We start from the raw sequence: 21,127 nt of genomic DNA on the forward strand, positions 1-21,127 counted from the left end.
ATCAGGAGGTCTCATGTCCTGTCTCACCAGCGACGTGCGAGCATTCGAAGCCCGCGCATCCGACGCCGACCTCGACGATCTGCGTGCGCGGCTGGCCGCGGCGCGGCTGCCGGAGGCCGAGACGGTCCATCCCGCCGCGTCCGGCGCCCGCCGATGGGACCAGGGTGTCCCGCTCGCCGACCTCGCCGAGGTCGTGGACTACTGGCGCACCGGGTACGACTGGCGGGCGTTCGAAGACCGCCTCGCCGCCATCGGCCAGTTCCGCACGACCATCGACGGCCTGGGCATCCACTTCCTGCACCGCCGGTCCGCGCGGGCGGACGCCACTCCGCTGATCTTGACGCACGGCTGGCCGGGCAGCATCGCCGAGTTCGCCGACGTGGTGGACGAACTGGCCGATCCGGAGGACGCGGCCGCGCCGGCGTTCCACGTCGTGGTTCCCTCGCTGCCGGGTTTCGGTTACAGCGACAAGCCGGCCGCCACCGGGTGGGGCACCGAAAAGATCGCGGCCGCCTGGGTGGAGCTGATGGGGCGGCTCGGGTACGGCGAGTTCGCCGCCCACGGCGGCGACTGGGGAGGCAACATCACCACGGTCCTCGGCGGCCGGTTCCCGGAGCACGTCCTCGGCATCCACACCACGTTCGCGGAGGGCCTGCCCGGGGCGTCCACGGACGGGCTGACGGCGGCCGAGCGCGAATGGGCCGAGGAAACCCGCCACTTCTGGCGCCACCGCGCGGCGTACGCGAAGCAGCAGGCGACCCGGCCGCAGACCATCGGCTACTCGCTCGTCGACTCACCGGTCGGGCTGCTCGCCTGGATCCTCGACAAGTTCGCCGAGTGGTCGGACACCGAGGACAGCCCGTTCGAGACGATTTCCCGGGACCGCGTCCTCGACGACGTCACCCTGTACTGGCTGACGCGGACGGGTGCGTCGGCGGCCCGCATCTACCACGAAAGCCACAACTCGCTCGACCCCGGCCTCCGGGTCGACGTGCCGTCGGCGATCACCGTGTATCCCCGCGACATCGAGAAGTACCCGCGTCCCTGGGCGCGGGAGCGGTACCGGCGGATCGTCCGGTGGCGGTCGCCCGACGCCGGGGGACACTTCCCGTCGCTGGAGGTTCCCGGGTACTTCGTCAAGGACCTGCGAGAGGGTCTCGCGGCCGTGCTGGCCGCGCGTCGGTGACCGTGCCCAGGTGCGCGAGCTGGTCGCGCGCCGCGTTCGCGACATCGGCGCGGACGCCGAGTTCGCCGAGCATCCCGGCGGCCGCCGCCATTTCCGCGGTGCGGCGCACGGCGTGCCGGTGCGAGCCGTCGACCAATCTGTCCACTGTGGACGCGTTCGCGGCGGTCAGTTCGTCGGTGACGACCTTCCGGAGCCAGTCTTCGCAGCCCGCGGCGCGCGCGGCGTACAGGGCTTCGACCACGGCGGCCGACAGTCCCTTGAAGAACACGCTGCGCAGCAGCTTGCGTTCGGCGGCGAGCCCCGGTTCGCCGGCCATGACCTCGACCGCCGCGCCGAAGGGGTTCAGGGTGACGGCGACGGTCCCGGCGGCGTCCCCCGTCGCGAGCATCGGCACTCGCAGGCCACGGCCCGGGACCGGTGCCATGATCGCGACGTCGGCGAACGGCACGCCGTGCCCGGCGGCGATGGCGGCCAGCCGTCGCTTGGTGCCGGGGGACGCGGTGTTCAGGTCCGCCCAGGCCGCGCCCGTCCGCAGCCCGGCGAGGCCGGCTTCGAGCGCGCCGGCGGCGGCCGACGCGCTGTTCACGCTGAGCACCAGATCGGCGCCGTCGGCGGCTTCGGCCTCGGAACGGGTGGCGACGACGCCCTCGGGTGCGGCGACGGCGGGGTCGTACCCGCGTACGGCGGCCCCTGCGGCCGTCAGGTCGCGGGCGAGCGCGCCGCCGGCCTCGCCCAGTCCCAGTACCGCGATGGCTCCGGTCATAGCAGAATCCTCTCGGCAGGATACGATCGAGTACACGATGTGCTCGACAAAATTGTCAACAAACGGAGCCGAGGTATGAGCGGGAGTGCTGTGGACCGGCAGCCGGGGGAGCGTTCCGTGGTGGCGGCCATCCGCGACGCGATCGTCCGCGGCGAGTTCGTGCCCAACCAGCGGCTGGTGGAGGCGGACCTCTCCGGCCAGTTCGCCGCGAGCCGTGCGACGGTGCGCGCCGCGCTGATCGAGCTCACCAACGAGGGGCTCGTCGAGCGGGTGCAGAACCGGGGTGCCCGGGTCCGCGCGGTGTCACTGGAAGAGGCCGTCGAGATCTCCGAGGTCCGGATGATGCTCGAGTCGCTTTGCGCGGCGAAGGCGGCGGAGCGCGTCAACGACGCCGAGGTCGGCGAGCTGCGAGAACTCGGGGAACGGATGCAGATGGCCGTGGCGGGCGGCGACGTCGTCGGGTATTCGCGGCTCAACCAGCGGCTGCACCGCCGGGTCCGGGAGATCAGCGGGCAGCGCACGGCCGCGCAGGTCCTCGAACGGCTGCGCGGCCAGAGCGTCCGACACCAGTTCCGGCTGGCGATGCGGCCCGGGCGGCCGCAGGTCTCGCTGCCGGAGCACCTGGCGATCATCGACGCGATCTGCGCCCACCACCCCGCCGAGGCGGCCGAAGCCGCGCGGGTCCACCTGGCGAGCGTGATCGAGGCGCTGAAGGCGGCCGACGCCGCCGAAGCCGTCCCGCTGCACCCCTGACCTTCCCCTGTCTTGAACGACTCGTTCCTGTCGCCGGACGACAGGAACGAGTCGTTCAAGACATCACGGTGCCGCCCCGGTCAGGTGAGGCCGAAGAACGCGATCGCGGCGGCGGCCATGCCGGCCGCGGGCAGGCTGTGCCCGGCGCCCTGGATGCTGTACGCCTCCACCCGGACGGTGCCGGAGCTGTCGGCGTAGCGGCGGCGGTTCCAGCCGGCCTGGGGCGTGTCGGTGGACGTCGGGTTCTGGCTCAGCCCGAACACGTTGGTCCACTGCTCGATCTCCTCCTGCAGCAGCGAGTACGGCACGAGGGTGTCGGCGGTGCCATGCCACAGCTGGACGCGCGGGCGGGGGCCGGTGTAGCCGGGGTAGGCCTGGCGGACCGCGTCACCCCACTGCTGGGGCGTGCGGTTGGCGCCACCGTTTCCGGTGCACTTGCTGGACCACGGCGGGAAGTCCGCGGCGTTGGCGAAGCAGTTGAAGGGCACGCCCATGAACGCCGCGCCCGCCTTGAACACGTCCGGGTAGAGGGCGAGCATCTCGTTGGTCATCATGCCGCCGGAGGACGAGCCGGTGGCGAAGACGCGGTTCGGGTCGCCGCCGTAGTGCTGCTCGGCGTAGGTCACCATCGACGCGATCGAGACCGGGTCGCTGCCGCCGCCGCGGCGCTTCGCGGCGTCCGACCAGGTGTCGAAGCAGTTCCCGAACCCGGCCTGCTGCTGGGCGCTGGGGTAGATGACGATGAACCCGTACCGGGCGGCGAGCGCGGCGAACTCGCTGCCGGAGTAGAACCCCGGGCCGGAGCCGCCGCAGCCGTGCATGGCGACCACGATCGCCGGGTTGGCCGGATGGGAGTCCGGCACGTAGACGTGCATGCGCATCCCGCCGGGATTGGCGCCGAAGCCCGTCACCTCCACCAGCGACGCGGCCGACGCCGGGGACGGGACCACGGCGGTGGCGATGGTGATCAGCAGGGTGCTGACGAATGTCACGAACGCCGTTCTGAATCCACTCATCGGTGACCTCCGGTCGGCGATCCCCCTCGCCGAGCGAGGGTAGGCATATTCGCGACGACCGTCAACGATTCATCAAATATCCGTGCGCTGCGAAACTTTCGAATTCCCGAGAACGTGCGAAAAAGCCCGACAGAAATATTGCGGTCGCGACTGAGATGACGAACAAATGCCGCCCGGTAGGTTGAGTGCCGGTGGATCGGGCGAGGAGGTGGCGCATGCCGGAAGCCGTCGACCCCGCGGGAGACGGGGCCGCACTGGTCGTGCGGCCCGAAGCGCTGCTGCTGGCGGTGTTCGGCGACCACGTGCTGGACCGCGGGATCGCCGTGTCGACCGGCGGTGTCCTCGCGGTGCTCGGCCGCCTCGGCGTCGGCGAGCACGCGACCCGGGCGACGCTGAGCCGGATGAGCCGCCGCGGCCTGCTCCGGACGGTCCGCCGGGGCCGCCAGGCGTTCCTCGCCCTGACCGAGCACGGGACGGCGGTGCTGCGCGACGGCCAGCGCAAGCTCGACGGCGACATCGTCGACCGGCACTGGGACGGCCGGTGGACCCTGCTGAGCTTCTCGGTGCCGGAGACCCGCCGCGCGGACCGGCACGCCCTGCGCACCCGCCTGGGCTGGTTCGGCTTCGGCCTGCTGCGCAGCGGCCTGTGGGTCTCGACGGCGGCCGCGGACATCGCGCCGGCCCTGGCCGAGCTCGACCTGCTCGACCACGCCGAGGTGTTCCGCGCGGAGCCGTTCATGTGGACCGACCCGGCGCGGATCGCCCGGGAGGCCTGGGACCTGCCCCAGATCGCGAACGGCTACGACGAGTTCCTCCGGCGCTGGACCGACCGGGCGTACGGCGATCTCGACGACCTCTCCCAGCGGATCCGCCTGGGCGCGGAATGGCTGCTGCTCATCCGCCGCGACCCGGTCCTGCCGCCGGAACTGCTGCCGGACGGCTGGCCGGGGACGCGCGCCGCGGCCCTGTTCCGCACCCTGCGCCACCAATGGGTCCGGCCGGCCGACAAGCTGGCCGCCGAACTGCTGGAATCCATTGTGGAGGAATGACAGCGACCTCCGGGGCCTTGCGCCCCAATGTGGCATTGGGTGCGTTGAGCGCACCCAATGTGGCGTTCGGTGCGTTGGATGCACCCAACGCCACATTGGGGCGCTTGGGCCGGGGCGTGCCGGGCGGGTGATCGGCGGCGGCCCGAGGTTGTGAGCCCGTCCTGTCGGACGAGCTGCAGCCACGCACGGCGCCCAAAGTGCCGCCGACTTGCCCGCCAAGATTGTTGACAATTTCGTCGACCAGACCGTACCGTGGCGGCATGAAGCCCGTCGTCGTGACCGATCCACCGCGTGCCGACCCGGCGCAGGTGGCGCGCCTGGCGGGCTACGGCGTCGCGACCGTCCACGAAGCGCTCGGCCGCTCCGGCCTGCTCGGCCCGGACCTGCGGCCGATCCAGGACGGCGTCCGCGTCGGCGGTACCGCCGTCACCGTGCTGTGCTGGCCGGGGGACAACCTGATGGTCCACGCGGCCGTCGAGCAGTGCCGCGAAGGCGACATCCTGGTCGTCACCACGACTTCGCCGTGCCGTGACGGCCTCTTCGGCGAGCTGTTCGCCACCGCGCTGCGCCACCGCGGCGTGCGCGGCCTGGTCACCGGCACCGGCGTCCGTGACGTCGCCGAGCTGCGCGCGCTCGGCTTTCCCGTGTGGTCGGCGGCGGTGAGCGCGCAGGGGACCGTCAAGGCGACCGCCGGCGCGGTGAACGTGCCCGTCGTCCTCGGCGGTCAGGTGATCCGCCCGGGCGACGCCGTCCTGGCCGACGACGACGGCGTCATGCGCGTCCGCCGCGAAGATGTCCGAAGTGGACTCGAAGCCGCCCGGGCCAGGCAGGACAAGGAAGCCGCGGCGCGGGAAGCGTTCGCGAACGGGCAGCTGGGCCTCGACCGGTACGGGCTGCGCGCGAAGCTCGAAGCCCTCGGCGTCCGGTACCTGACCGCCGAGGAGTACGCGAAGGAGCAGGCATGACCGGCGTGCGCTGCATGCTCATGCGCGGCGGGACGTCGAAGGGTGCCTACTTCCTCGCCGGCGACCTGCCCGCCGATCCGGCCGCCCGCGACGACGTGCTGCTGCGGATCATGGGCACCCCCGACCCGCGCCAGCTCGACGGGATCGGCGGCGCGCACCCGGTCACCAGCAAGGTGGCCGTCGTGTCCGCGGCGAACGAACCCGGTCACGACGTCGATTACCTGTTCCTGCAGCTCGGCGTGGCGGAGGCGACCGTCTCCGACCGGCAGACCTGCGGCAACCTGCTGGCCGGGGTGGGGCAGTTCGCCGTCGAGCGGGGGCTCGTGCCCGCCGGGGACGAGCACACCACCGTGCGCGTGCGGCTGCTCAACACCGGCACGATCGCCGTCGCGACCTTCCCCACTCCCGGTGGCGAGGTGGACTACCGCGGTGACACGGCCATCTCCGGCGTGCCCGGCACGGCCGCTCCCGTCGAGCTCGAGTTCACCGGGACCGCGGGGTCCGTGTGCGGCAGCCTCCTGCCCACCGGCCACGTCCGCGACGACGTCGGCGGCATCGCGGTGTCCTGTGTGGACAACGGGATGCCGGTCGTCGTGGCGCGGGCGGCCGATCTCGGTGTCACCGGCTGCGAACCGGCCGGGCAGCTGGCCGCCGACACCGCGCTCGCCGGCCGGATCGACGCGCTGCGCACCGAAGCCGGCAAGCTGATGGGACTCGGCGACGTCGGCGCGAGTTCCGTGCCGAAGACCACCCTGGTCGCCGCGCCGCGCGACGGCGGCGCGATCTGCACCCGCACGTTCATCCCCGTCGAGACGCACCCCTCGATCGGCGTCCTCGGTGCCATCAGCGTCGTGACGGCGCTGCTGCTCGACGGCGCCGTCGGCCGGGACCTCCTGGTGACGCCGCCGGCGGGGGAGCCCGTCGAAGTCGAGCACGCGAGCGGGAAGCTCGCGGTCGGCATCGAGCTCGACACCACGGTCACCCCGCCCCGCGTCCGGCGGTCGACGGTGTTCCGCACGGCGCGGAAACTGTTCGACGGCACTGTTTTCCCCCGTCCTTGAGGAGTGCCGACATGCCCGATCCGTCGCCGCGCCACGAGGTCGCGCACCTCGGCCACGTCGAGCTGCGGACCCCCGAACCCGAGCGGAGCCTGGACTTCTTCGTCCGCGTGCTGGGGCTGACCGAGAACGGCACCGACGGCGACTCGGTGTACCTGCGCACCTGGGACGACTACGAGCACCACAGCCTGAAGCTCACCGCGGCGAAGACGTCCGGGGTCGGGCGGACGGCGGTGCGCGCCTCGAGCGAGGACGCCCTCAAGCGTCGCGTGGCCGCGCTGGAGGAACGCGGCTACGGGATCGGCTGGGTCGACGGCGACACCGGGATCGGGCCCACCTACCTGTTCCGCGACCCGGACGGCCACGAGCTCGAGATCTACTGGGAAACCGAGCGCTACCGGCCGCCCGAGCACCTGCGGCCCGCGCTGAAGAACCAGGCGCAGGCGTACCCGGGGCGCGGGGTCGGCGTCCGCCGCCTCGACCACGTCAACTACCTGGCCCGGGACGCGGAAGCCAACGGCCGGTTCGTCTGCGACGTCCTCGGCGGCCGCGTGACCGAGCAGATCCGGCTCGACAGCGGCGTGATTTCCGGACAGTGGACGCATTTCGCGCAGAAGTCGTACGACATCGTCTACACGAACGACTGGACGGGCTCGAACGGGCGCCTGCACCACATCGCGTTCGCGACCGACACCCGCGAAGACATCCTGCGGGCCGCCGACATCGCGCTCGACAACGGCGTGCACATCGAAACCGGGCCGCACAAGCACGCGATCCAGCAGACGTTCTTCCTGTACGTCTACGAACCGGGCGGCAACCGCATCGAGCTGTGCAACCCGACCGCGCGCCTGATCTTCGCGCCGGACTGGGAGCCGGTCACCTGGACCGAGGCCGAGCGGGCGAAGGGGCAGGCGTGGGGGCTCAAGACGATCGAGTCGTTCCACACGCACGGCACCCCGCCGGTGGCCTGAGCGCGGGCCGGCTGGTCCCGCAGCGCAAGCCGGTTTCCGCACGCCGTCCCGGCTACCCCACCCGACACGGCCCGACCACCGGCGGTGGTGGCGGGCGGGCGCAAGCGCTACCGTGAGTTTCCAGGCAACGCTTTGGCGTGACAGCCTGGGGGTGGGGATGGCCGGCGGGCGTCCGGGTGCGACGTGGTCCGCGTTCGGGGTGCGCGGGTTCCGGCTGCTGTGGCTGGCAGGCCTGCTTTCGGTGGCGGGAGACCAGCTGGCGCGGGTCGCGCTGTCGATCCTCGTGTTCCAGCGCACCGGATCCGCGGCCTTGAGCGCGGCTACGTACGCGTTGTCGATGCTGCCCGCGCTCGTTTCGGGGGCGCTGCTGTCGTGGCTGGCCGACCGGTTCCCGCGCCGCCGGGTGCTGGTGGTGTGCGACGTCGTCCGGGCGGCGCTGGTGGGCCTGATGGCCGTGCCCGCGGTCCCCTTGCCGCTGATGGCCGCCTTGCTGGTGCTGGTGCAGCTGGCCGAAGCGCCGTTCTCGGCCGCGCAGGGCGCGGTGCTGCCGGAGCTGCTGGGCTCCCGGTACGAGGCGGGGCAGGCGGTGCAGCAGGTGACGACGCAGCTGTGCCTGGTACTGGGGTTCGCGGCGGCCGCGTTCGTGGTCGCCGGCGTCGGCGCGCACGCCGCGCTGGCGATCGACGCCGCCACTTTCGCCGTTTCCGCCCTGCTGATCCGCGCCGGCCTCGACCGCCACCCGCCGCCGGCCGCGGAACCCGAGGTGGTGGCGACCTGGTGGCGGCGGTCGTGGCGCCAGGTCGCGGCGGGCGCGGTGGTCGTCGGCCGGGACCGCACGCTCGGCACGCTGGTGTGGCTGGGCTGGCTGGCCTTGTTCACCGTCGTCCCCGAGGGGCTCGCGGTGCCGTTCGCCCACCAGGTCGGCGCGGGCGGTGGCTGGATCGGCGTGCTGCTGGCTGCGGAACCGGCGGGCGCGGTCGCCGGCGCCCTGCTGCTGCGGCTGGTCGCCCGGCCGGTGCGGGTGCGCGCCCTCGGCGTGCTCGCGGTGGGGACGGCGGCGCCGCTCGCGGTCTACTGGACCCAGCCGGACCTGGCCACGGCGTTGGCGCTGCTGTTCGTGTCCGGGCTCTGTTCGGCCTACCAGGTCACCGCCGGGGCGACGTTCGTGCAGCTGTCCCCGCCGCCGGTGCGGGGGCGGGCCCTCGGGTTCGCGCGCACCGGGATGATCGCCGGGCAGGGACTGGGAATCGTGGCCGGCGGGCTGCTCGCGCAGTTCGCCGGGCCGGCCACGGCGATCGCCTGGGCGGGCACCGCGGGAGCGCTGGTCGCGCTCGCCGCGGCCGCCGCCTGGTCGCGTCGCCGGCCGGACGCGGTCTCGGCCGCGTTGCCCGCCGAAGCCTGAGTGCTCACCAGCCTTTGTCGCTCATGGCGTGCTCCTTCCGGGTGCGTCCGGCGTGGGGATCGGTCGTGGGGGTTCACCAGCCCTTGTCGCTCATCGGCTCGCCTTTCCGTGCGGTTCGTCCCGCAAATGGTCTCAGCCGTCCGGTCGGGTCGCGCTGTGGGGAATCGGCTGACATCGAGCCGCAACGCGACTACGCTGGGCTACAGGGGGTTACTGTGCTGATCGTTACCGATCCGACCACAGTCACGGCCGCATGGCTTCGCAGCAACGGTTACCTGTCGCGCGGGGGGCGGCCTGCTTTTGGCCGGATCGGTAACGGCGCGGAGCAGGGCGGGGAGGCGCTGCGATGAGCGGAGAGGACACCACCGACGGGGGCTGGGCACCGGTGCGGTGGAAGCTGTGGTCGTTGCCCGGGCGGGTGCGGTTCCTCGTCCTGGTCGTCATCCTGGTGGCGTGCGGCGTGTTCGTGCTCGCCGCCCGGACGCCGCCGACGACGCGGCAGTGGGTGACGGCGGGCTGGCTCGCCGCGGCGGCGTTGCCGCACCTGCACGCGTCACACCTCATCGAACGGCGGCGCCGCGACCGGTCCGGGACGCCCTACGTCGACCTCTGCAGCGTCTGGATCTTCGCCGGGGCGATCGCCCTGCCCCTGGTGCTGGAAGTCGCCCTGGTGGCGGCGATCTACGGCCACCGCTGGCTGCTGGTCAACCGGTTCGACGCGGTCCGGCCACCGCACCGCACGGTGTTCACCGCGGCCACGCTCGCGCTGGCCGCCGGCGCCGCGGCCGCCGTGCTGCGGCTGACCGGGACGCACGAGCACCTCGCGCAGTTCGGCGCCGGCGGCCGGCCGGGCTGGACCGACCTGGCCGCCGTGGTCACCGCGGCCGCGGTGCAGTGGGCGGTCAACACCGCGCTCGTCGGCACGGTCATCGCCTGGACCGTCACCGTCGAGCACCCCCGGCGGCTGCTGGGCAGCGCCTCGGACAACCTGCTGGAGGTCAGCCAGCTGGCGCTCGGCGTGTTCGTGGCGCTCGCGCTGCTGTGGTGGCCGCCCGCGGCGCTGCTGATGATCATCCCGACGTTCGCGCTGCACCAGTGCGTTCAGCTCGACCAGCTCAAGCTGGCCGCCCGCACCGACCACCGCACCGGGCTGCTCAACGCGAAGGCCTGGGACGAACAGGCCGAGCACGCGCTCGAGCGCGCCCGCGCCGGCCGGCGGCGGGTCGGGGTGCTGATGATCGACCTCGACTGGTTCAAGCGCATCAACGACACCCACGGCCACCCGGTCGGCGACGACGTCCTCGCCGCGGTGGCCACCGTCCTGACCAGGGCCGTCCGGCGCGGCGACACGGTCGGCCGGTACGGCGGCGAGGAGTTCGCCGTCCTGCTGCCCGACGTCGACGAAGCCGAAGTCCGCGCGATCGCCGAGCGGATCCGGCTGCGGATCCGCGCGCTGCGCGTCTCCACGCCCACGGGCGAGCCGGTCACGCTGTCGGCGACGATCGGCGCGGCCCTGCACCCGCCGGTGCCGGAGGCCGACCTCGACGGCGTGATCCGCGCGGCCGACGACGCGCTGTACGCGGGCAAGAAAGCCGGCCGCGACCGGGTCGCGCTCGCCGGTCTCTGATCAGTTCCGGCCGGGGTCGGCCGGGCCGCGGTGGTGCTGGAGCGCGAGGCCGTGCTCGTGGTCGAACGTCACCGGGACCTCGGTGCCGACCAGGGGACAAAGCCGCAGTGCTGCGCGCGTCACGGCGTCGTAGAGGTCGCCGGTCGCCGCCGGGCTCGCCGACCGGGTAGGCGAGATCGCCGCGGCCGTCCACCCGGACGCTGCCGCGGCTCGACGTGGCTTCCGCCGAGTAGATGTCCCGTGCCATCTCCTCCGGGTTCCGGGTCGGGAGTTCGCGTCGGGTTACCCCGTGCCGGGTCCCGGAACCATGTTTGCCCGCTCTTCGGGAGGGCATCTCCAGGCCATGGCTGAAGCGGGAATCACCGAGATGTCGGGCCGCGCCGGGGTCATCGCGGCGCTGCGAAGGGTACTGCTGGCGTTCGGGGTCGGTGGTGCGCTCGCCTGCCTCGCCTGGATGGCGTTGTGGCTGGCCATGCACGTCTGATGCCGCGCGGGTGCCGGCCGGGGAGCCCGGCCGGCACCAGGGGATCACTGGCAGGCTTCGCAGTCCGGGTCGTCGATGCGGCAGGCGGCCCCGTCGGTGAGCGGGAAGTCGAAGTCCTCCAGCTCGGGCACGGCGGTGGCGGTTTCGGCCGGGGTGGTCGTAGCGGACATGGCACTCCCTCGAAGACGAACGACAACTACCCGTGTGTAGCGCGGAAGATCGACAGGCATTCCGTGACGCGCGCCACACCTGGTTCAGCGCAGCTTCTCGAGATCGGCGACGAGATCGGTGATCGGCGGCAGCTCGGCGATGCCACGCCGGAAACCGCGGGCGGCCGACCGGTACGAAGGCTCGGCGAGGACGCGGGAAACGGCGCCGGCCAGCCGTTCCGGCGTGAGCCCGGCCGCGTCGACCCGGAGCCCGGCGCCGAGTTCCCGGACGCGCTCGGCGTTCGCCGGCTGGTCGGCGAACAACGGCACCGCCACCATCGGCACCCCGGCCGACAGCGCCTCGCGCACGCCGCTGAACCCCGCGTGCGTCAGGAAGACGTCGCTCGCGGCCAGCAACGCGCGTTGCGGCACGAAGCCCGCCAGCTCGACGTTGTCCGGGCGCGGGCCCGTCCACGACGCCACGGCCTCGTCGCTCCCGAGCGCGACGACGGCCCGCACCCCCACCGTGCCGAGTGCCGCCACCGTGATGGCCGTCAGCTCGGAGTCCGGGGCGAGCAGGGAAGGCACGTTCGAGCCGAAGGCGGCCAGCACGACCGGGCCGTCGCCGGCGGGGGCCACGGCGGGTTCGGGGACGCGGTAGTACCGGTGCCCCGGCGTGCGCAGCGCGGCCGGGTACCACGCCTGCGGCAGCAGACCGGCGGTCAGCGCGGCCGTCGCCGACCCGGACGGCGGCAGCCCGAAGCCGCCCCGCAGGACGTCGAGCCGGGCGGCCAGGTCCGGCACGAGCCGGGGAAGCAGCGGCGCGATGTCGGCCACGGCCGAAGGCACGCCGAGCACCTCGGCGGCCAGGTGCCCGCCGTACTCGTTGGTCTCCCGCACGATCACGTCCGGGCGCCACCCGGCGTCGACGACGTCGGCGGCGAACTTCGCGGTCATCGTGTCGTCGAACAGCGGCACCGGCAGGACCCCGGTCACTTCCGGCCGCCAGTGCCGCATCCGCGCCAGGAGTGACCGGTCCAGCAGTTCGGGCCGCCGCCCCAGTTCCCCGGGCGCGAGCACGGCCGGCAGGACCACGACCGGCACCCCGAGCCGCTCGACGTCGTCCGCGACCGCCGCGCCGGTGGCGATCGCGACCTCGTGACCGGCTTCCCGCGCCGCCCGTGCCAGCGGGACCAGCACGGGCACCAGGTGCGACCGGATCGGCAGCCCGGTCAGCAGAACCCGCATCGCGCCCCCTTGATCCACTCCGGCCCAGCGTAGCCGGACGGCCGGCGACCGAAGGGGCGGAATCCGCTGCCCGGATGGCACACACGGCCGGGTGATCTTCCGGACGGCGAGGGCGCCGAAGCTGCGTTACCGTCGCGGTCGGGGTCCCGGGGGAAGGCAGGAGATGACGATCGACCACGCGGGCGGCCCGGTGCGCAAGCGGGGCCGCCGGGCCCGCCGGCCCGATCCGGACGGCGGCCCGGTCGCGGAGTTCGCGCACGCGCTGCTGGTGCTCAAAGAGGCCGCGGGCGACCCGTCCTACGACCGGATGCGCGCCGAATTCGGGGCGATGGCCTCGAAGTCGGCACTGGCGGCCGCCGCGCGCGGGCTGCAGCTGCCCAGCTGGGAAACGACCTGGGAGTTCGTGCGGCCCCTCGCCGTCACCGTGCTCGGCCGGGACGAAGAAGAGACCCGGCGCGAGTGGCGGGCCCGCTGGGGCGCTGCCCGCCGAGACGGCGACGGCGATGGCGGCGGCGAGACCCGGCCGGGACGCCACGGGTGGCTGCTGGTCGCCGTGGTCGTCGTCGTGGTGGCGGCGGGCGTCGTGGTCGCCGTGAACGTGCCGCGCGCCCGCGGCGGCGGCGAGCCGTCTCTGCCGATCGAAGGCGACGCCTCCAGCCTGGTCGCCGACGTCACCTACCCGGACGGCAGCAAGGTCGCCGTGAACCAGCGGTTCGTCAAGACGTGGCGGTTGCGCAACGCCGGCACGGTCGCGTGGCACGGCCGGTTCCTGCAGCGGCTGCCCCCGCTCGACGGCCTGGACGTCTGCCACACCGATCCGCGCGTGCCGCTGCCGGACGCCGAGCCCGGCGCGGAGGTGGCGGTCAGCGTGCCGGTCCAGGCCCGCGGCACGCCGGGGCCGTGCCAGGTGTTCTGGAAGATGGTCGACTCCGGCGGGCGGTTCTACCTGCCGCAGTCGAGCGGTATCTACTTCCAGGTCGACGTGACCGGCTGAGCCCGGCCCCGCGGGTTTCCGCGGGGCCGGGGCCGGCTCGGCCGAACTCAGATGAAGTAGTCGACGTTGGCGATCAGGCTGGTGCCCATGCCCTTAACCCGGACCTCGAGGTTCGAGGCGGTGTTGGCGGGCCACTTGACCGTCCCGACCCCCGACTTCCCGCAGCCGATGCCCTGCCACGCGTCGGGGTGGGCCGCCTTGCCCATCCGGGCCTCCACGCACGCGGCCTGGTTGGTGCCCGACTGCGTGTTCCACTCGACCCGCAGCTTCCCGCGCCAGCCGCTCGCCGGGCTGGTGTACGAACAGTGCTTGGACACCGGGCCCCACTTGCCCACCGCGCCGGTGGCCGTGCCGGAGCACAGGGCGAAGGTGCTGAGCGTCTCGGCGCCGGCCGGGGCCGCCGTCAGGCCCGACGACAGGGCTGTCAGCGCGACGGCCGTGCCGACGACGGCGGCGACCCGGCCGCGGGCCGGCTTGCTGCTCTTGGTGCGCATGGGAATGTCCGTTTCCTTTCTCGACGGCCGGCGGTCTTCCGCCGGTGCCACCGGAGCCTGTCGGCGTGGCGGGAGACGGCACAAGAAGGGGAATGTCCGGGGAATGTCTTCGCACATCAGGACAATGTTCGGCGGGGTGAGGTGTCCCCGGCGGCCCGCGTGGGTAGTCCCTTCCCGGACGATCACGTGCCGGCGGAAAGGTGGCTCTCGTGCCGCAATGGGCAGAGGCGGGGCTGTGGGGCCTCGTCGGCGGGATCGCGCTGGTCCTCGGCGCCGCGGTCGCGTGGTGGGTGCGCGTGTCCCGCCGGGTCGTCGCCGGGATCATGGCCTTCGGGGCCGGGGTGCTGATCTCCGCGCTGGCCTTCGACCTGGTCGACGAGGCCCAGCGGGCCGGCGGGCTGGGGCCGACCGCCGGCGGGTTCCTCGGCGGTGCGGCCGTGTACGTCGGCATCAACGTGCTGCTGGCCCGGCGGGGTGCCCGGCACCGCAAGCGCTCCGGCGACCAGCAACCGTCCGAACAGGACACCGCGGGCAGCGGGGCCGCCATCGCCGTCGGCGCCCTGCTCGACGGGATCCCGGAATCCGTCGTGCTCGGCGTGTCGCTGCTGGGCGGCGGGGGAGTCGGGATCACGGTGCTGGCGGCGGTGTTCATCTCGAACGTCCCGGAAGGACTCTCCAGCGCCGCGGGCATGAAGGCGGCCGGGCGCGGTGCGGGCTACGTCTTCGGGGTGTGGAGCGGCATCGCCGTGGCCAGCGGGGCCGCGGCGCTGGCCGGCAACCTCCTGCTGCGGACGGCGTCCCCCGCGACCGTCGCCGCGATCACGGCGGTGGCCGCGGGGGCGATCCTGGCCATGATCGCCGACACCATGATCCCGGAGGCGTTCGAACGCACCGAGCTCTACACCGGCCTGCTCGCCACCATCGGCTTCCTGACGGCGTTCGTCATCGGGCACGCCGGCGGCTGACGGTGGGTCTCACCCGGTCTGCTCGCGGATCCAGTCCGCCACGACGTCGACGCGGGCGATCGTCTCGGCGCCGGGCTGGGGGCACGGCGGGCCGGTGTTGACGATGGCCACCAGCGTCCCGCTGTGGTCGTCGTCGGAGAGGAAGAACGGGCCGCCCGAGTCCTGCGGGCACGGGCCGTTCTCGACCGTGCGCGTGCCCACCGGCTGGGCTTCCAGGGTCACCCGGTCGACGCCCGACACCCGGAAGTGCCCGCGTTTGAGGTGGTCGGACGGGCCGAGCACGGTCGCCGAGTGCGAGCCCCAGCCGGCGAACTGGAGCTCTTCACCGACCGAGGGGCGCGTCTCGGCCAGCTTGACCGGGGCGATGCCGGGGACCGGGCTGCTGAGCTTCACCACGGCCAGGTCGTTGACCGGCGACTGCCGGACGTCGACGACCTCGGCCGTGTGCCCGCCGGGATCGCTGTCCTTGAGCCGGCCGACGGTCACCGTCATCGTGTACGGCGACCGGCCGCCGACCCGGACGTCGTGCACGTCGTGGAAGCAGTGCCCGGCGGTGACGACCCACTGCGGCGCCACCAGCGAGCCGCTGCAGGCGCCGCTGCGCACGCCGCCGCCGAGGACGGGGATGTCGTCCGAGGTCAGCTTCGCGTTGAAGGGCAGGATCGGGTTCGGCGCCGGTGGCGTGGTCACGGGCGCCGGGGCCGCGGTGTCGGGCAGGCCTTGCCCGGTCGTCGACGCGGCCAGGACGGGTCCCCCGGCCGCCGCCCCGGTCACGGTGTGGGCGAACGCGAGACCGGCCCCCGCCAGCACCGCGATCCCGGTCGCACGCAGCCGGAAGAGCCGCCGTCGTTCCGAAGTGGTCCTCACACTCTGATGCACGGATGAGGGCCCGGAATGGTTGCGAGATCCGGCCGTTCTCACACCCTCCCACCCGCCGAACCCCGAGCTTTCACGTGAAAGCTCGGGGTCATCCACGGGCGGGGCGCTCTCCGGCGCAGTCGCCGGTGTCCCCGTCCGCCAGCATGCGGCGGTTCGCCTCGCCGAGCCCGTCGGCCAGCGCGCTCAGCTGGTCCGGGGTCAGGACGTCGATCAGGAGCTCGCGCACCAGGGCGACGTGCCCGGGCGCGGCCCGTTCCAGCAGGGCCATGCCCTCGTCGGTGAGGCCGGCGTAGACGGCGCGGGGGTCGCTCTCGCACGCGCGGCGGCGCACCAGCCCGGCCTGTTCCAGCTGGCCGACCTGGTAGGTCAGCCCGCTCTTGGAGTTGGACACCGCGCAGGCCAGCTCGGCCATCCGCAGCTCGCGATCCGGGGCCCCGGACAGCCGGGCCAGGATCACGTACTGCAGGTGGGAGATTCCCGAGTCCTGCTTGAGCTGCTGGTCCAGCCGCCGGTTGAGCAGCTCGTAGGTGCCGAGGAACGCGTTCCAGGCGCGCTTCTCCTCGGCGTTCAGCCACCGCGGACGACCCATGTCACAACGGTACCTGTTGTTCAAATTCGAACTCAAGGGGTACGGTCGGTCCCAGGTTCAAATTTGAACGAGACAGGAGCCACCATGATCCCCGCCGCCACCGTCCGCACCCGGGTGCGGGTCCCGCTGCGTTTCGCCGACGGCTACTCGGCGACGGCGGAGGTCGTGACCTTCGACGGCCTCGCCGACGGCCGCGAGCACCTCGCCCTGGTCTTCGGCGACCCCGCGACCCCGCTCGTCCGGATGCACTCCGAGTGCCTGACCGGGGACGTGTTCGGCTCCGCCCGCTGCGACTGCGGGCCCCAGCTGCGCGAGGCCGTCCAGCGCATCGACAGTGCCGGCGGCGTGCTGCTCTACCTGCGTCAGGAGGGTCGCGGCATCGGGCTGTACGCCAAGCTCGACGCGTACGCGCTGCAGGACGCCGGTCTCGACACCTACCAGGCGAACACCGCGCTCGGCCTGCCCGAGGACGCCCGCGACTACACCGCCGCCGCCCAGATGCTCACCGCGCTGGGCATCGGCGAGGTCGACCTGCTCACCAACAACCCGGACAAGGTCCGGCAGCTGAGCGAGCGGGGCATCACGGTCGCCGAGACGGTGCCCACCGGCGTGCACGCCAACCCCGACAACCTCCGCTACCTGCACGCGAAGGTGCGGCACACGAGCCACACGCTCACCCTGCCCGAGCTGGCCGGCTGAGGCACGTACCCGGAGGGTCGGTTCGCGTGCCTGGAGGGTCGGTTCGCGTCAGCGCCGGGCGGCGGCGGTGGCCAGCTGCTCGGTGATCTCGGCCAGCAGCTCGGTGGCCGCGTCGCCGAGCGCGGCCAGGTCGGCCAGCGTCGTGCCTTCGGTCGTCACGGGCACAGTTCCTCCTCCAGGGCGTCGTGGCGGGCGACGACGGCTTCGGCGAACGCGGTGTGGACGCGCAGGTACTCGTCGCGGCCGACGGCCGTGTCGGCCCATTCGTGCCAGCGGATGTGCGCCTCGGCGACGTCGACCTTCGCGGCCGCCGCCACCGTGGCGGGCGAGGTGCCGGCGAGGATCGCGTGGTGCATGAGGGACGGCGAGGAGCGCCGGGCGAGCTCGGCCAGCGCGGCGAGGCGGGCGAGCTCCGCGAGCGTGCCGGACGTGACCGGGCGGCGCCGCGGCCGGGGGACCGGTCGCGGGTCCTCGAGGCCGTCGGTCAGGACACTGGTCATCAAACGACTCCTGGGGCGGAAGCGGCTGAAGCAACCCGAACGGCGGACGTTTACCCGGGTCAAGGCCGGGTAAACGCCGCCGCTCGTGATCTCCGTCTCACCAGGTCAGGTGACCGCTCAGGTGAAGCGGACGCGCCCGCAGTGCCACGGGATCCGCTGCGGCCGCACGCTTTCCAGGGTCGGGACGACCGGGGCGATCGTGCCGTCGCGGCGGAACGTCAGCTTGTCGATCGTCGTTTCGCGGTGGGTGCCGTCGCCGCCCGGGATGCCGAAGCGGTGGTAGGCGAGGTACCAGTCGTCGGTGCCCGGGACCTGCAGCATCGAGCTGTGGCCGGTGCCGAGGACGCCGAGGTGGGCGTCCTTGCTCAGGATCACGCCGTGGTTGGTGAACGGCCCGGTCGGGCTCGGCGCCGTGGCGTAGCCGACGCGGTAGTCCTCGCTGCGGGTGTCGTCGATCGACCAGCTCAGGTAGTAGGTGCCCGTCCGCTCGACCATGAACAGCCCTTCGCGGAAGTCGTCGAGGCCGGTCAGGCGGGTGATCTTCGTCGGGTCGTAGGACACCATGTCCTCGTTCAGCGGGACGACGTAGGCGTTGCCGTTGCCCCAGTACAGGTACGGCTGCCCGGTGTGGTCGATGAACACCGCCGGGTCGATCGCCTGGCCGCCGTCGGGGTTCTTCGCGATCAGCGGCTTGCCCGAGTCGACGAACGGGCCGGTCGGCGAGTCGCTCACCGCGACGCCGATCTTGGCCTCGGCGCAGAAGTAGAAGTAGTACTTCCCGTTGCGCTTCGCGATCGTCGGCGCCCAGGCGTTCTTGTCCGCCCAGCTCACGTCCTTGCCCAGGTCGAGGATGACGCCCTCGTCCTTCCAGTCGACGAGGTTCTTCGACGACCACGCCGAGAACTTCGTGCCGCTCCAGCCGTCGAAGCCGTCGGTGGTCGGGTACAGGTAGTACGTGTCGCCGAACGCGACGATGTTCGGGTCGGCGTTGTAGCCCGGGAGGACCGGGCTGCGCACCTCGTGCGCCTCGACAGTCCACACGCGACGGTCGCCGCCCGCGCCGGTGACGGTGAACTTCTTCGGCGAGGCCAGGTTCACCGGCTTCCCGTTGTCCGGCTTGATGGTGGCGCCCGGCGCCAGGCCGAACTTCGGCGCGAGCCGGCGCAGGTCGGTGCCCGGCTTCACCGGCAGCACGACGGTCCCGGCGCCGGAGTCGATGACGGCGGGCGTCTTGAGCGCGCCGAGTTCCACCGACCGGATCGCGGTGCTGTTCGAGGGCAGGGTGGCGACCTCGAGCCCGGTCAGCGCCCGGTTGTAGAGCCGCACGTCCTTCATCTTGCCGGTCAGGGTCTTGTCGCTCGCGTACACCGAGCGGCCGAGGTAGTTCGCCGCCGTGACCCCGCCGCCGAGGTCGGACGGCTTGATCGTGGCGTTCGTGTTGCGGGCGACCTCCACGCCGTCGAGGTAGAGCACCTCGACGCCGTTGCCGACCGTGAGGGTCACGTTCTTCCACACCCCGCGCGGCAGTCCGCGCCCGGAGTCGGCTCCCTGCTCGGTGCTCCAGTTGCCGGTCGCGATGGCGCCGCGGAAGCCGCCGCTCGCGGTCCCGCCGGTGGTGAACAGGTAGCCGTTGCCCACGCCGTCCTTGCCCGTGTTGCCCAGGCCCCACAGGAAGTACGGCGTCTGCTGGCTCGGATCGACCAGCACGTCGGCCGACACGGTGGCCGCGGTGGCCCCGGTGAGCAGGTTGTTCGGCAGCTGGACGTGCCCGTTCCTGCCGCCGAAGGCCAGCGCGCCGTCGCTCCACGAGACGTCACCGGCGAGGGCGCCGTCGTAGCCGTGGCCGGTGGTGTCCGCCGCGACCGTGCCCGACTTGGCGTCGAGCGGCCAGTGCGCGACCAGGCCGTTCGCGTCGGCCTTCACCGGCGCCGGGGGCGCGCTGAGCCGGTTCATCTCGGCCTGCGTGACCGGCAGGACGGTGCCGTGCCGGGGCGACGCGGGCAGGTGCGCGCCGGTCGACATCGTCCACTTGCCCGAGTTCAGGTCGGTGGTCTCGAACGGGACGTAGCCGCGGCCGCCGAACTCGTCGATGAACAGGTACCACTTGTTCTCGGTGTTGGACTTGAACCCGGTCGGCCCTTCGCCCGCGGACAGGCCCGGGCTGGTCGCCGTCGCCTTGCCGATGCAGTCGGCGACGAAGCCGTAGTGCGGGTCGAGCAGGTCGGTGGCCTTCTCCTCGGTGATGAACTTGGAGCACGGCGTCGACGACGTGTTGTCCCGCTCGTCCTTGGTGAACCGGTAGTAGGTGTCCTGGTTCTTGATCACCGTCGAGTCGATCACCGAGTAACCCGGGTCGATCCACACCTGCGGCGCGCTGAAGGTGTGGAAGTCGCGCGTGGTCGCGTACATCATCCGGTTGTAGCTGTCGCCGAGGTGGTTCGGGTCGTTCTCGGCGTAGAGCTTCGACGCCCAGTAGACGACGTAGGTCCCGCGCTTGGCGTCCCAGAACGCCTCCGGGGCCCACGTGTTGCCGGCGGTCGGCGGGGACACCTGGACGCTGCGCTGGCGCGACCAGTGCGCCAGGTCGGTGGACTCCCAGACCATGATCGACCGGCTGCCCGTGCGCTGGGCGGCGTCCCAGCCGCGGCCGGCGTAGATCCGCAGGTCGGTGGCCAGCAGGTAGAACTTGTCGCCGTCGGGGGAGCGCAGGATGAACGGGTCGCGCACGCCCAGCTCGCCGAGGCTCGACTTGAGCACCGGCTGGCCGTTGTTGAGCTCGGTCCAGTTCAGCGGGTCGTTGCCCTTGCTGATGGCCGAGTAGACCTGCTCGCCGTTGGACGTGCCTTCGCCGGTGAAGTAGAAGAAGCTGTAGCCGGCCAAGGGTTCCTGGACCGGCTTCGGGACCACGGTGGCGGTGAACCGCCGGGTGGTGCTCTCGCGGCCGAGGCTGACCTTCGCGGTCAGGACGACCTTCGCGGGCGCGGCGCCGGTCGCCGGCCGGGTGACCTCGCCGGTCGGGGTGATCACGGCGGGAGCGGACGACGTCCAGGTGACGCTCGTGCCGTCCGCGCCGCTCGTCGGCAGCGTGAGGTTGCCGCGGACGTCGTCGATGTCGGGCACGGAGAGCGTGTTCGCGGCGGCGCGGACTCCCGCGCCGGTGTCGGGGCCCGGCGCCGCACCGGCACCGGCGCTGCCGAGGGGGACGAGTGCGGCCGCGACGGCCAGCACGACGCCGAAACGGCGCGGGGAGAACAACCTCATCGTTGTCGGTTCCTTCGGGGCACGTCGGGGACCAGCGCATGTTAACGTTAACATGCTTCGCAGTAGCTGACCTTA

General features: G+C 72.7%; 22 protein-coding genes. 12 read left to right on the plus strand and 10 right to left on the minus strand.

Going from position 1 to position 21,127, the window contains the following annotated elements:
- Positions 1-13: 13 nt before the first annotated feature.
- Positions 14-1,186 (plus strand): epoxide hydrolase family protein, encoded by a 1,173-nt coding sequence (locus AB0G28_RS15475; protein ID WP_361088626.1) that lies wholly within the window; start codon positions 14-16, stop codon positions 1,184-1,186.
- Here AB0G28_RS15475 and AB0G28_RS15480 read toward each other — a convergent pair.
- Complete coding sequence (locus AB0G28_RS15480; protein WP_361088628.1) at positions 1,137-1,949, minus strand: DUF1932 domain-containing protein; 813 nt, start codon at positions 1,947-1,949, stop codon at positions 1,137-1,139. The two genes, AB0G28_RS15475 and AB0G28_RS15480, sit on opposite strands and share 50 nt — an antisense overlap.
- 75 nt (positions 1,950-2,024) lie before the next feature.
- On the opposite strand from AB0G28_RS15480, the gene AB0G28_RS15485 reads away from it, so the two are divergent.
- Positions 2,025-2,702, plus strand: coding sequence for a GntR family transcriptional regulator (locus tag AB0G28_RS15485; RefSeq protein ID WP_361088630.1), 678 nt, complete (start codon positions 2,025-2,027; stop codon positions 2,700-2,702).
- An 80-nt stretch (positions 2,703-2,782) separates the two neighbouring features.
- Here the strand turns inward: AB0G28_RS15485 and AB0G28_RS15490 are convergent, their stop codons facing one another.
- On the minus strand, positions 2,783-3,718 hold the full coding sequence (locus AB0G28_RS15490) for a PHB depolymerase family esterase (protein ID WP_361088632.1): 936 nt from the start codon (positions 3,716-3,718) through the stop codon (positions 2,783-2,785).
- Between the two features lie 215 nt (positions 3,719-3,933).
- Between AB0G28_RS15490 and AB0G28_RS15495 the strand changes: the two genes are divergently transcribed.
- From AB0G28_RS15495 to AB0G28_RS15520, 6 genes are all read left to right on the plus strand, one after another.
- A complete protein-coding gene (locus AB0G28_RS15495; RefSeq protein WP_361088634.1) occupies positions 3,934-4,767 on the plus strand; it encodes a PaaX family transcriptional regulator C-terminal domain-containing protein in 834 nt (277 codons plus the stop codon).
- Between the two features lie 260 nt (positions 4,768-5,027).
- Positions 5,028-5,732 carry a 4-carboxy-4-hydroxy-2-oxoadipate aldolase/oxaloacetate decarboxylase gene (locus AB0G28_RS15500; RefSeq protein ID WP_361088636.1) on the plus strand — a complete coding sequence of 235 codons (705 nt, stop codon included), beginning with the start codon at positions 5,028-5,030 and terminating at the stop codon, positions 5,730-5,732.
- A complete protein-coding gene (locus tag AB0G28_RS15505; protein WP_361088638.1) occupies positions 5,729-6,793 on the plus strand; it encodes a 4-oxalomesaconate tautomerase in 1,065 nt (354 codons plus the stop codon). Before AB0G28_RS15500 ends, AB0G28_RS15505 begins: the two co-directional genes overlap by 4 nt.
- 11 nt (positions 6,794-6,804) lie before the next feature.
- Positions 6,805-7,761, plus strand: a complete 957-nt coding sequence (locus AB0G28_RS15510) for a catechol 2,3-dioxygenase (protein WP_361088640.1) — start codon at positions 6,805-6,807, stop codon at positions 7,759-7,761.
- Positions 7,762-7,918: 157 nt separating this feature from the next.
- Positions 7,919-9,163: an MFS transporter gene (locus AB0G28_RS15515; RefSeq protein WP_361088642.1), complete on the plus strand. Its 1,245-nt coding sequence runs from the start codon at positions 7,919-7,921 to the stop codon at positions 9,161-9,163.
- A gap of 346 nt (positions 9,164-9,509) precedes the next feature.
- Positions 9,510-10,790, plus strand: a complete 1,281-nt coding sequence (locus AB0G28_RS15520; protein ID WP_361088644.1) for a GGDEF domain-containing protein — start codon at positions 9,510-9,512, stop codon at positions 10,788-10,790.
- Here the strand turns inward: AB0G28_RS15520 and AB0G28_RS15525 are convergent, their stop codons facing one another.
- Complete coding sequence (locus tag AB0G28_RS15525; RefSeq protein WP_361088646.1) at positions 10,791-10,913, minus strand: hypothetical protein; 123 nt, start codon at positions 10,911-10,913, stop codon at positions 10,791-10,793.
- Between the two features lie 220 nt (positions 10,914-11,133).
- On the opposite strand from AB0G28_RS15525, the gene AB0G28_RS15530 reads away from it, so the two are divergent.
- The gene (locus tag AB0G28_RS15530; protein ID WP_361088648.1) at positions 11,134-11,274 is read left to right on the plus strand and encodes a hypothetical protein; all 141 of its coding nucleotides are present in this window, start codon (positions 11,134-11,136) and stop codon (positions 11,272-11,274) included.
- A 44-nt stretch (positions 11,275-11,318) separates the two neighbouring features.
- On the opposite strand, the gene AB0G28_RS15535 is transcribed toward AB0G28_RS15530, so the two are convergent.
- Together AB0G28_RS15535 and AB0G28_RS15540 are read right to left on the minus strand one after the other, a co-directional pair.
- Positions 11,319-11,444: a hypothetical protein gene (locus AB0G28_RS15535; protein WP_276209766.1), complete on the minus strand. Its 126-nt coding sequence runs from the start codon at positions 11,442-11,444 to the stop codon at positions 11,319-11,321.
- A gap of 84 nt (positions 11,445-11,528) precedes the next feature.
- The gene (locus AB0G28_RS15540) at positions 11,529-12,671 is read right to left on the minus strand and encodes a glycosyltransferase (protein ID WP_361088650.1); all 1,143 of its coding nucleotides are present in this window, start codon (positions 12,669-12,671) and stop codon (positions 11,529-11,531) included.
- 163 nt (positions 12,672-12,834) lie between these two features.
- Here AB0G28_RS15540 and AB0G28_RS15545 point away from each other — a divergent pair, with 163 nt between their 5' ends.
- Complete coding sequence (locus tag AB0G28_RS15545; protein WP_361088652.1) at positions 12,835-13,665, plus strand: NBR1-Ig-like domain-containing protein; 831 nt, start codon at positions 12,835-12,837, stop codon at positions 13,663-13,665.
- 47 nt (positions 13,666-13,712) lie between these two features.
- Here AB0G28_RS15545 and AB0G28_RS15550 read toward each other — a convergent pair whose 3' ends face one another.
- Positions 13,713-14,159, minus strand: a complete 447-nt coding sequence (locus AB0G28_RS15550; protein ID WP_361088654.1) for a hypothetical protein — start codon at positions 14,157-14,159, stop codon at positions 13,713-13,715.
- 209 nt (positions 14,160-14,368) lie between these two features.
- Between AB0G28_RS15550 and AB0G28_RS15555 the strand changes: the two genes are divergently transcribed.
- Positions 14,369-15,124: a ZIP family zinc transporter gene (locus tag AB0G28_RS15555; protein ID WP_361088655.1), complete on the plus strand. Its 756-nt coding sequence runs from the start codon at positions 14,369-14,371 to the stop codon at positions 15,122-15,124.
- Positions 15,125-15,133: 9 nt separating this feature from the next.
- Here AB0G28_RS15555 and AB0G28_RS15560 read toward each other — a convergent pair whose 3' ends face one another.
- A complete protein-coding gene (locus AB0G28_RS15560; RefSeq protein WP_361088657.1) occupies positions 15,134-15,991 on the minus strand; it encodes a trypsin-like serine protease in 858 nt (285 codons plus the stop codon).
- A 100-nt stretch (positions 15,992-16,091) separates the two neighbouring features.
- Positions 16,092-16,592 (minus strand): MarR family transcriptional regulator, encoded by a 501-nt coding sequence (locus tag AB0G28_RS15565; RefSeq protein WP_361088659.1) that lies wholly within the window; start codon positions 16,590-16,592, stop codon positions 16,092-16,094.
- Between the two features lie 84 nt (positions 16,593-16,676).
- Between AB0G28_RS15565 and ribA the strand changes: the two genes are divergently transcribed.
- Complete coding sequence (ribA, locus tag AB0G28_RS15570; RefSeq protein WP_361088661.1) at positions 16,677-17,291, plus strand: GTP cyclohydrolase II; 615 nt, start codon at positions 16,677-16,679, stop codon at positions 17,289-17,291.
- Between the two features lie 155 nt (positions 17,292-17,446).
- On the opposite strand, the gene AB0G28_RS15575 is transcribed toward ribA, so the two are convergent.
- Complete coding sequence (locus tag AB0G28_RS15575; RefSeq protein WP_361088663.1) at positions 17,447-17,791, minus strand: hypothetical protein; 345 nt, start codon at positions 17,789-17,791, stop codon at positions 17,447-17,449.
- A 117-nt stretch (positions 17,792-17,908) separates the two neighbouring features.
- On the minus strand, positions 17,909-21,052 hold the full coding sequence (locus AB0G28_RS15580) for a family 43 glycosylhydrolase (RefSeq protein ID WP_361088665.1): 3,144 nt from the start codon (positions 21,050-21,052) through the stop codon (positions 17,909-17,911).
- Positions 21,053-21,127 lie beyond the last annotated feature (75 nt).

Origin of the sequence: Amycolatopsis sp. NPDC021455, assembly GCF_040640995.1 — a bacterium.
Lineage (GTDB): Bacteria > Actinomycetota > Actinomycetes > Mycobacteriales > Pseudonocardiaceae > Amycolatopsis.

Bases quoted from the DNA above. Each gene is read 5' to 3' on its own strand.
- AB0G28_RS15485 (WP_361088630.1), top strand. From the start codon at position 2,025: ATGAGCGGGAGTGCTGTGGACCGGCAGCCGGGGGAGCGTTCCGTGGTG.
- AB0G28_RS15540 (WP_361088650.1), bottom strand. From the start codon at position 12,671: ATGCGGGTTCTGCTGACCGGGCTGCCGATCCGGTCGCACCTGGTGCCC.
- ribA (WP_361088661.1), top strand. From the start codon at position 16,677: ATGATCCCCGCCGCCACCGTCCGCACCCGGGTGCGGGTCCCGCTGCGT.
- AB0G28_RS15520 (WP_361088644.1), top strand. From the start codon at position 9,510: ATGAGCGGAGAGGACACCACCGACGGGGGCTGGGCACCGGTGCGGTGG.
- AB0G28_RS15475 (WP_361088626.1), top strand. From the start codon at position 14: ATGTCCTGTCTCACCAGCGACGTGCGAGCATTCGAAGCCCGCGCATCC.
- AB0G28_RS15535 (WP_276209766.1), bottom strand. From the start codon at position 11,444: ATGTCCGCTACGACCACCCCGGCCGAAACCGCCACCGCCGTGCCCGAG.
- AB0G28_RS15500 (WP_361088636.1), top strand. From the start codon at position 5,028: ATGAAGCCCGTCGTCGTGACCGATCCACCGCGTGCCGACCCGGCGCAG.
- AB0G28_RS15530 (WP_361088648.1), top strand. From the start codon at position 11,134: ATGGCTGAAGCGGGAATCACCGAGATGTCGGGCCGCGCCGGGGTCATC.
- AB0G28_RS15490 (WP_361088632.1), bottom strand. From the start codon at position 3,718: ATGAGTGGATTCAGAACGGCGTTCGTGACATTCGTCAGCACCCTGCTG.
- AB0G28_RS15550 (WP_361088654.1), bottom strand. From the start codon at position 14,159: ATGCGCACCAAGAGCAGCAAGCCGGCCCGCGGCCGGGTCGCCGCCGTC.
- AB0G28_RS15510 (WP_361088640.1), top strand. From the start codon at position 6,805: ATGCCCGATCCGTCGCCGCGCCACGAGGTCGCGCACCTCGGCCACGTC.
- AB0G28_RS15545 (WP_361088652.1), top strand. From the start codon at position 12,835: ATGACGATCGACCACGCGGGCGGCCCGGTGCGCAAGCGGGGCCGCCGG.
- AB0G28_RS15580 (WP_361088665.1), bottom strand. From the start codon at position 21,052: ATGAGGTTGTTCTCCCCGCGCCGTTTCGGCGTCGTGCTGGCCGTCGCG.
- AB0G28_RS15565 (WP_361088659.1), bottom strand. From the start codon at position 16,592: ATGGGTCGTCCGCGGTGGCTGAACGCCGAGGAGAAGCGCGCCTGGAAC.
- AB0G28_RS15505 (WP_361088638.1), top strand. From the start codon at position 5,729: ATGACCGGCGTGCGCTGCATGCTCATGCGCGGCGGGACGTCGAAGGGT.
- AB0G28_RS15495 (WP_361088634.1), top strand. From the start codon at position 3,934: ATGCCGGAAGCCGTCGACCCCGCGGGAGACGGGGCCGCACTGGTCGTG.
- AB0G28_RS15480 (WP_361088628.1), bottom strand. From the start codon at position 1,949: ATGACCGGAGCCATCGCGGTACTGGGACTGGGCGAGGCCGGCGGCGCG.
- AB0G28_RS15515 (WP_361088642.1), top strand. From the start codon at position 7,919: ATGGCCGGCGGGCGTCCGGGTGCGACGTGGTCCGCGTTCGGGGTGCGC.
- AB0G28_RS15575 (WP_361088663.1), bottom strand. From the start codon at position 17,791: ATGACCAGTGTCCTGACCGACGGCCTCGAGGACCCGCGACCGGTCCCC.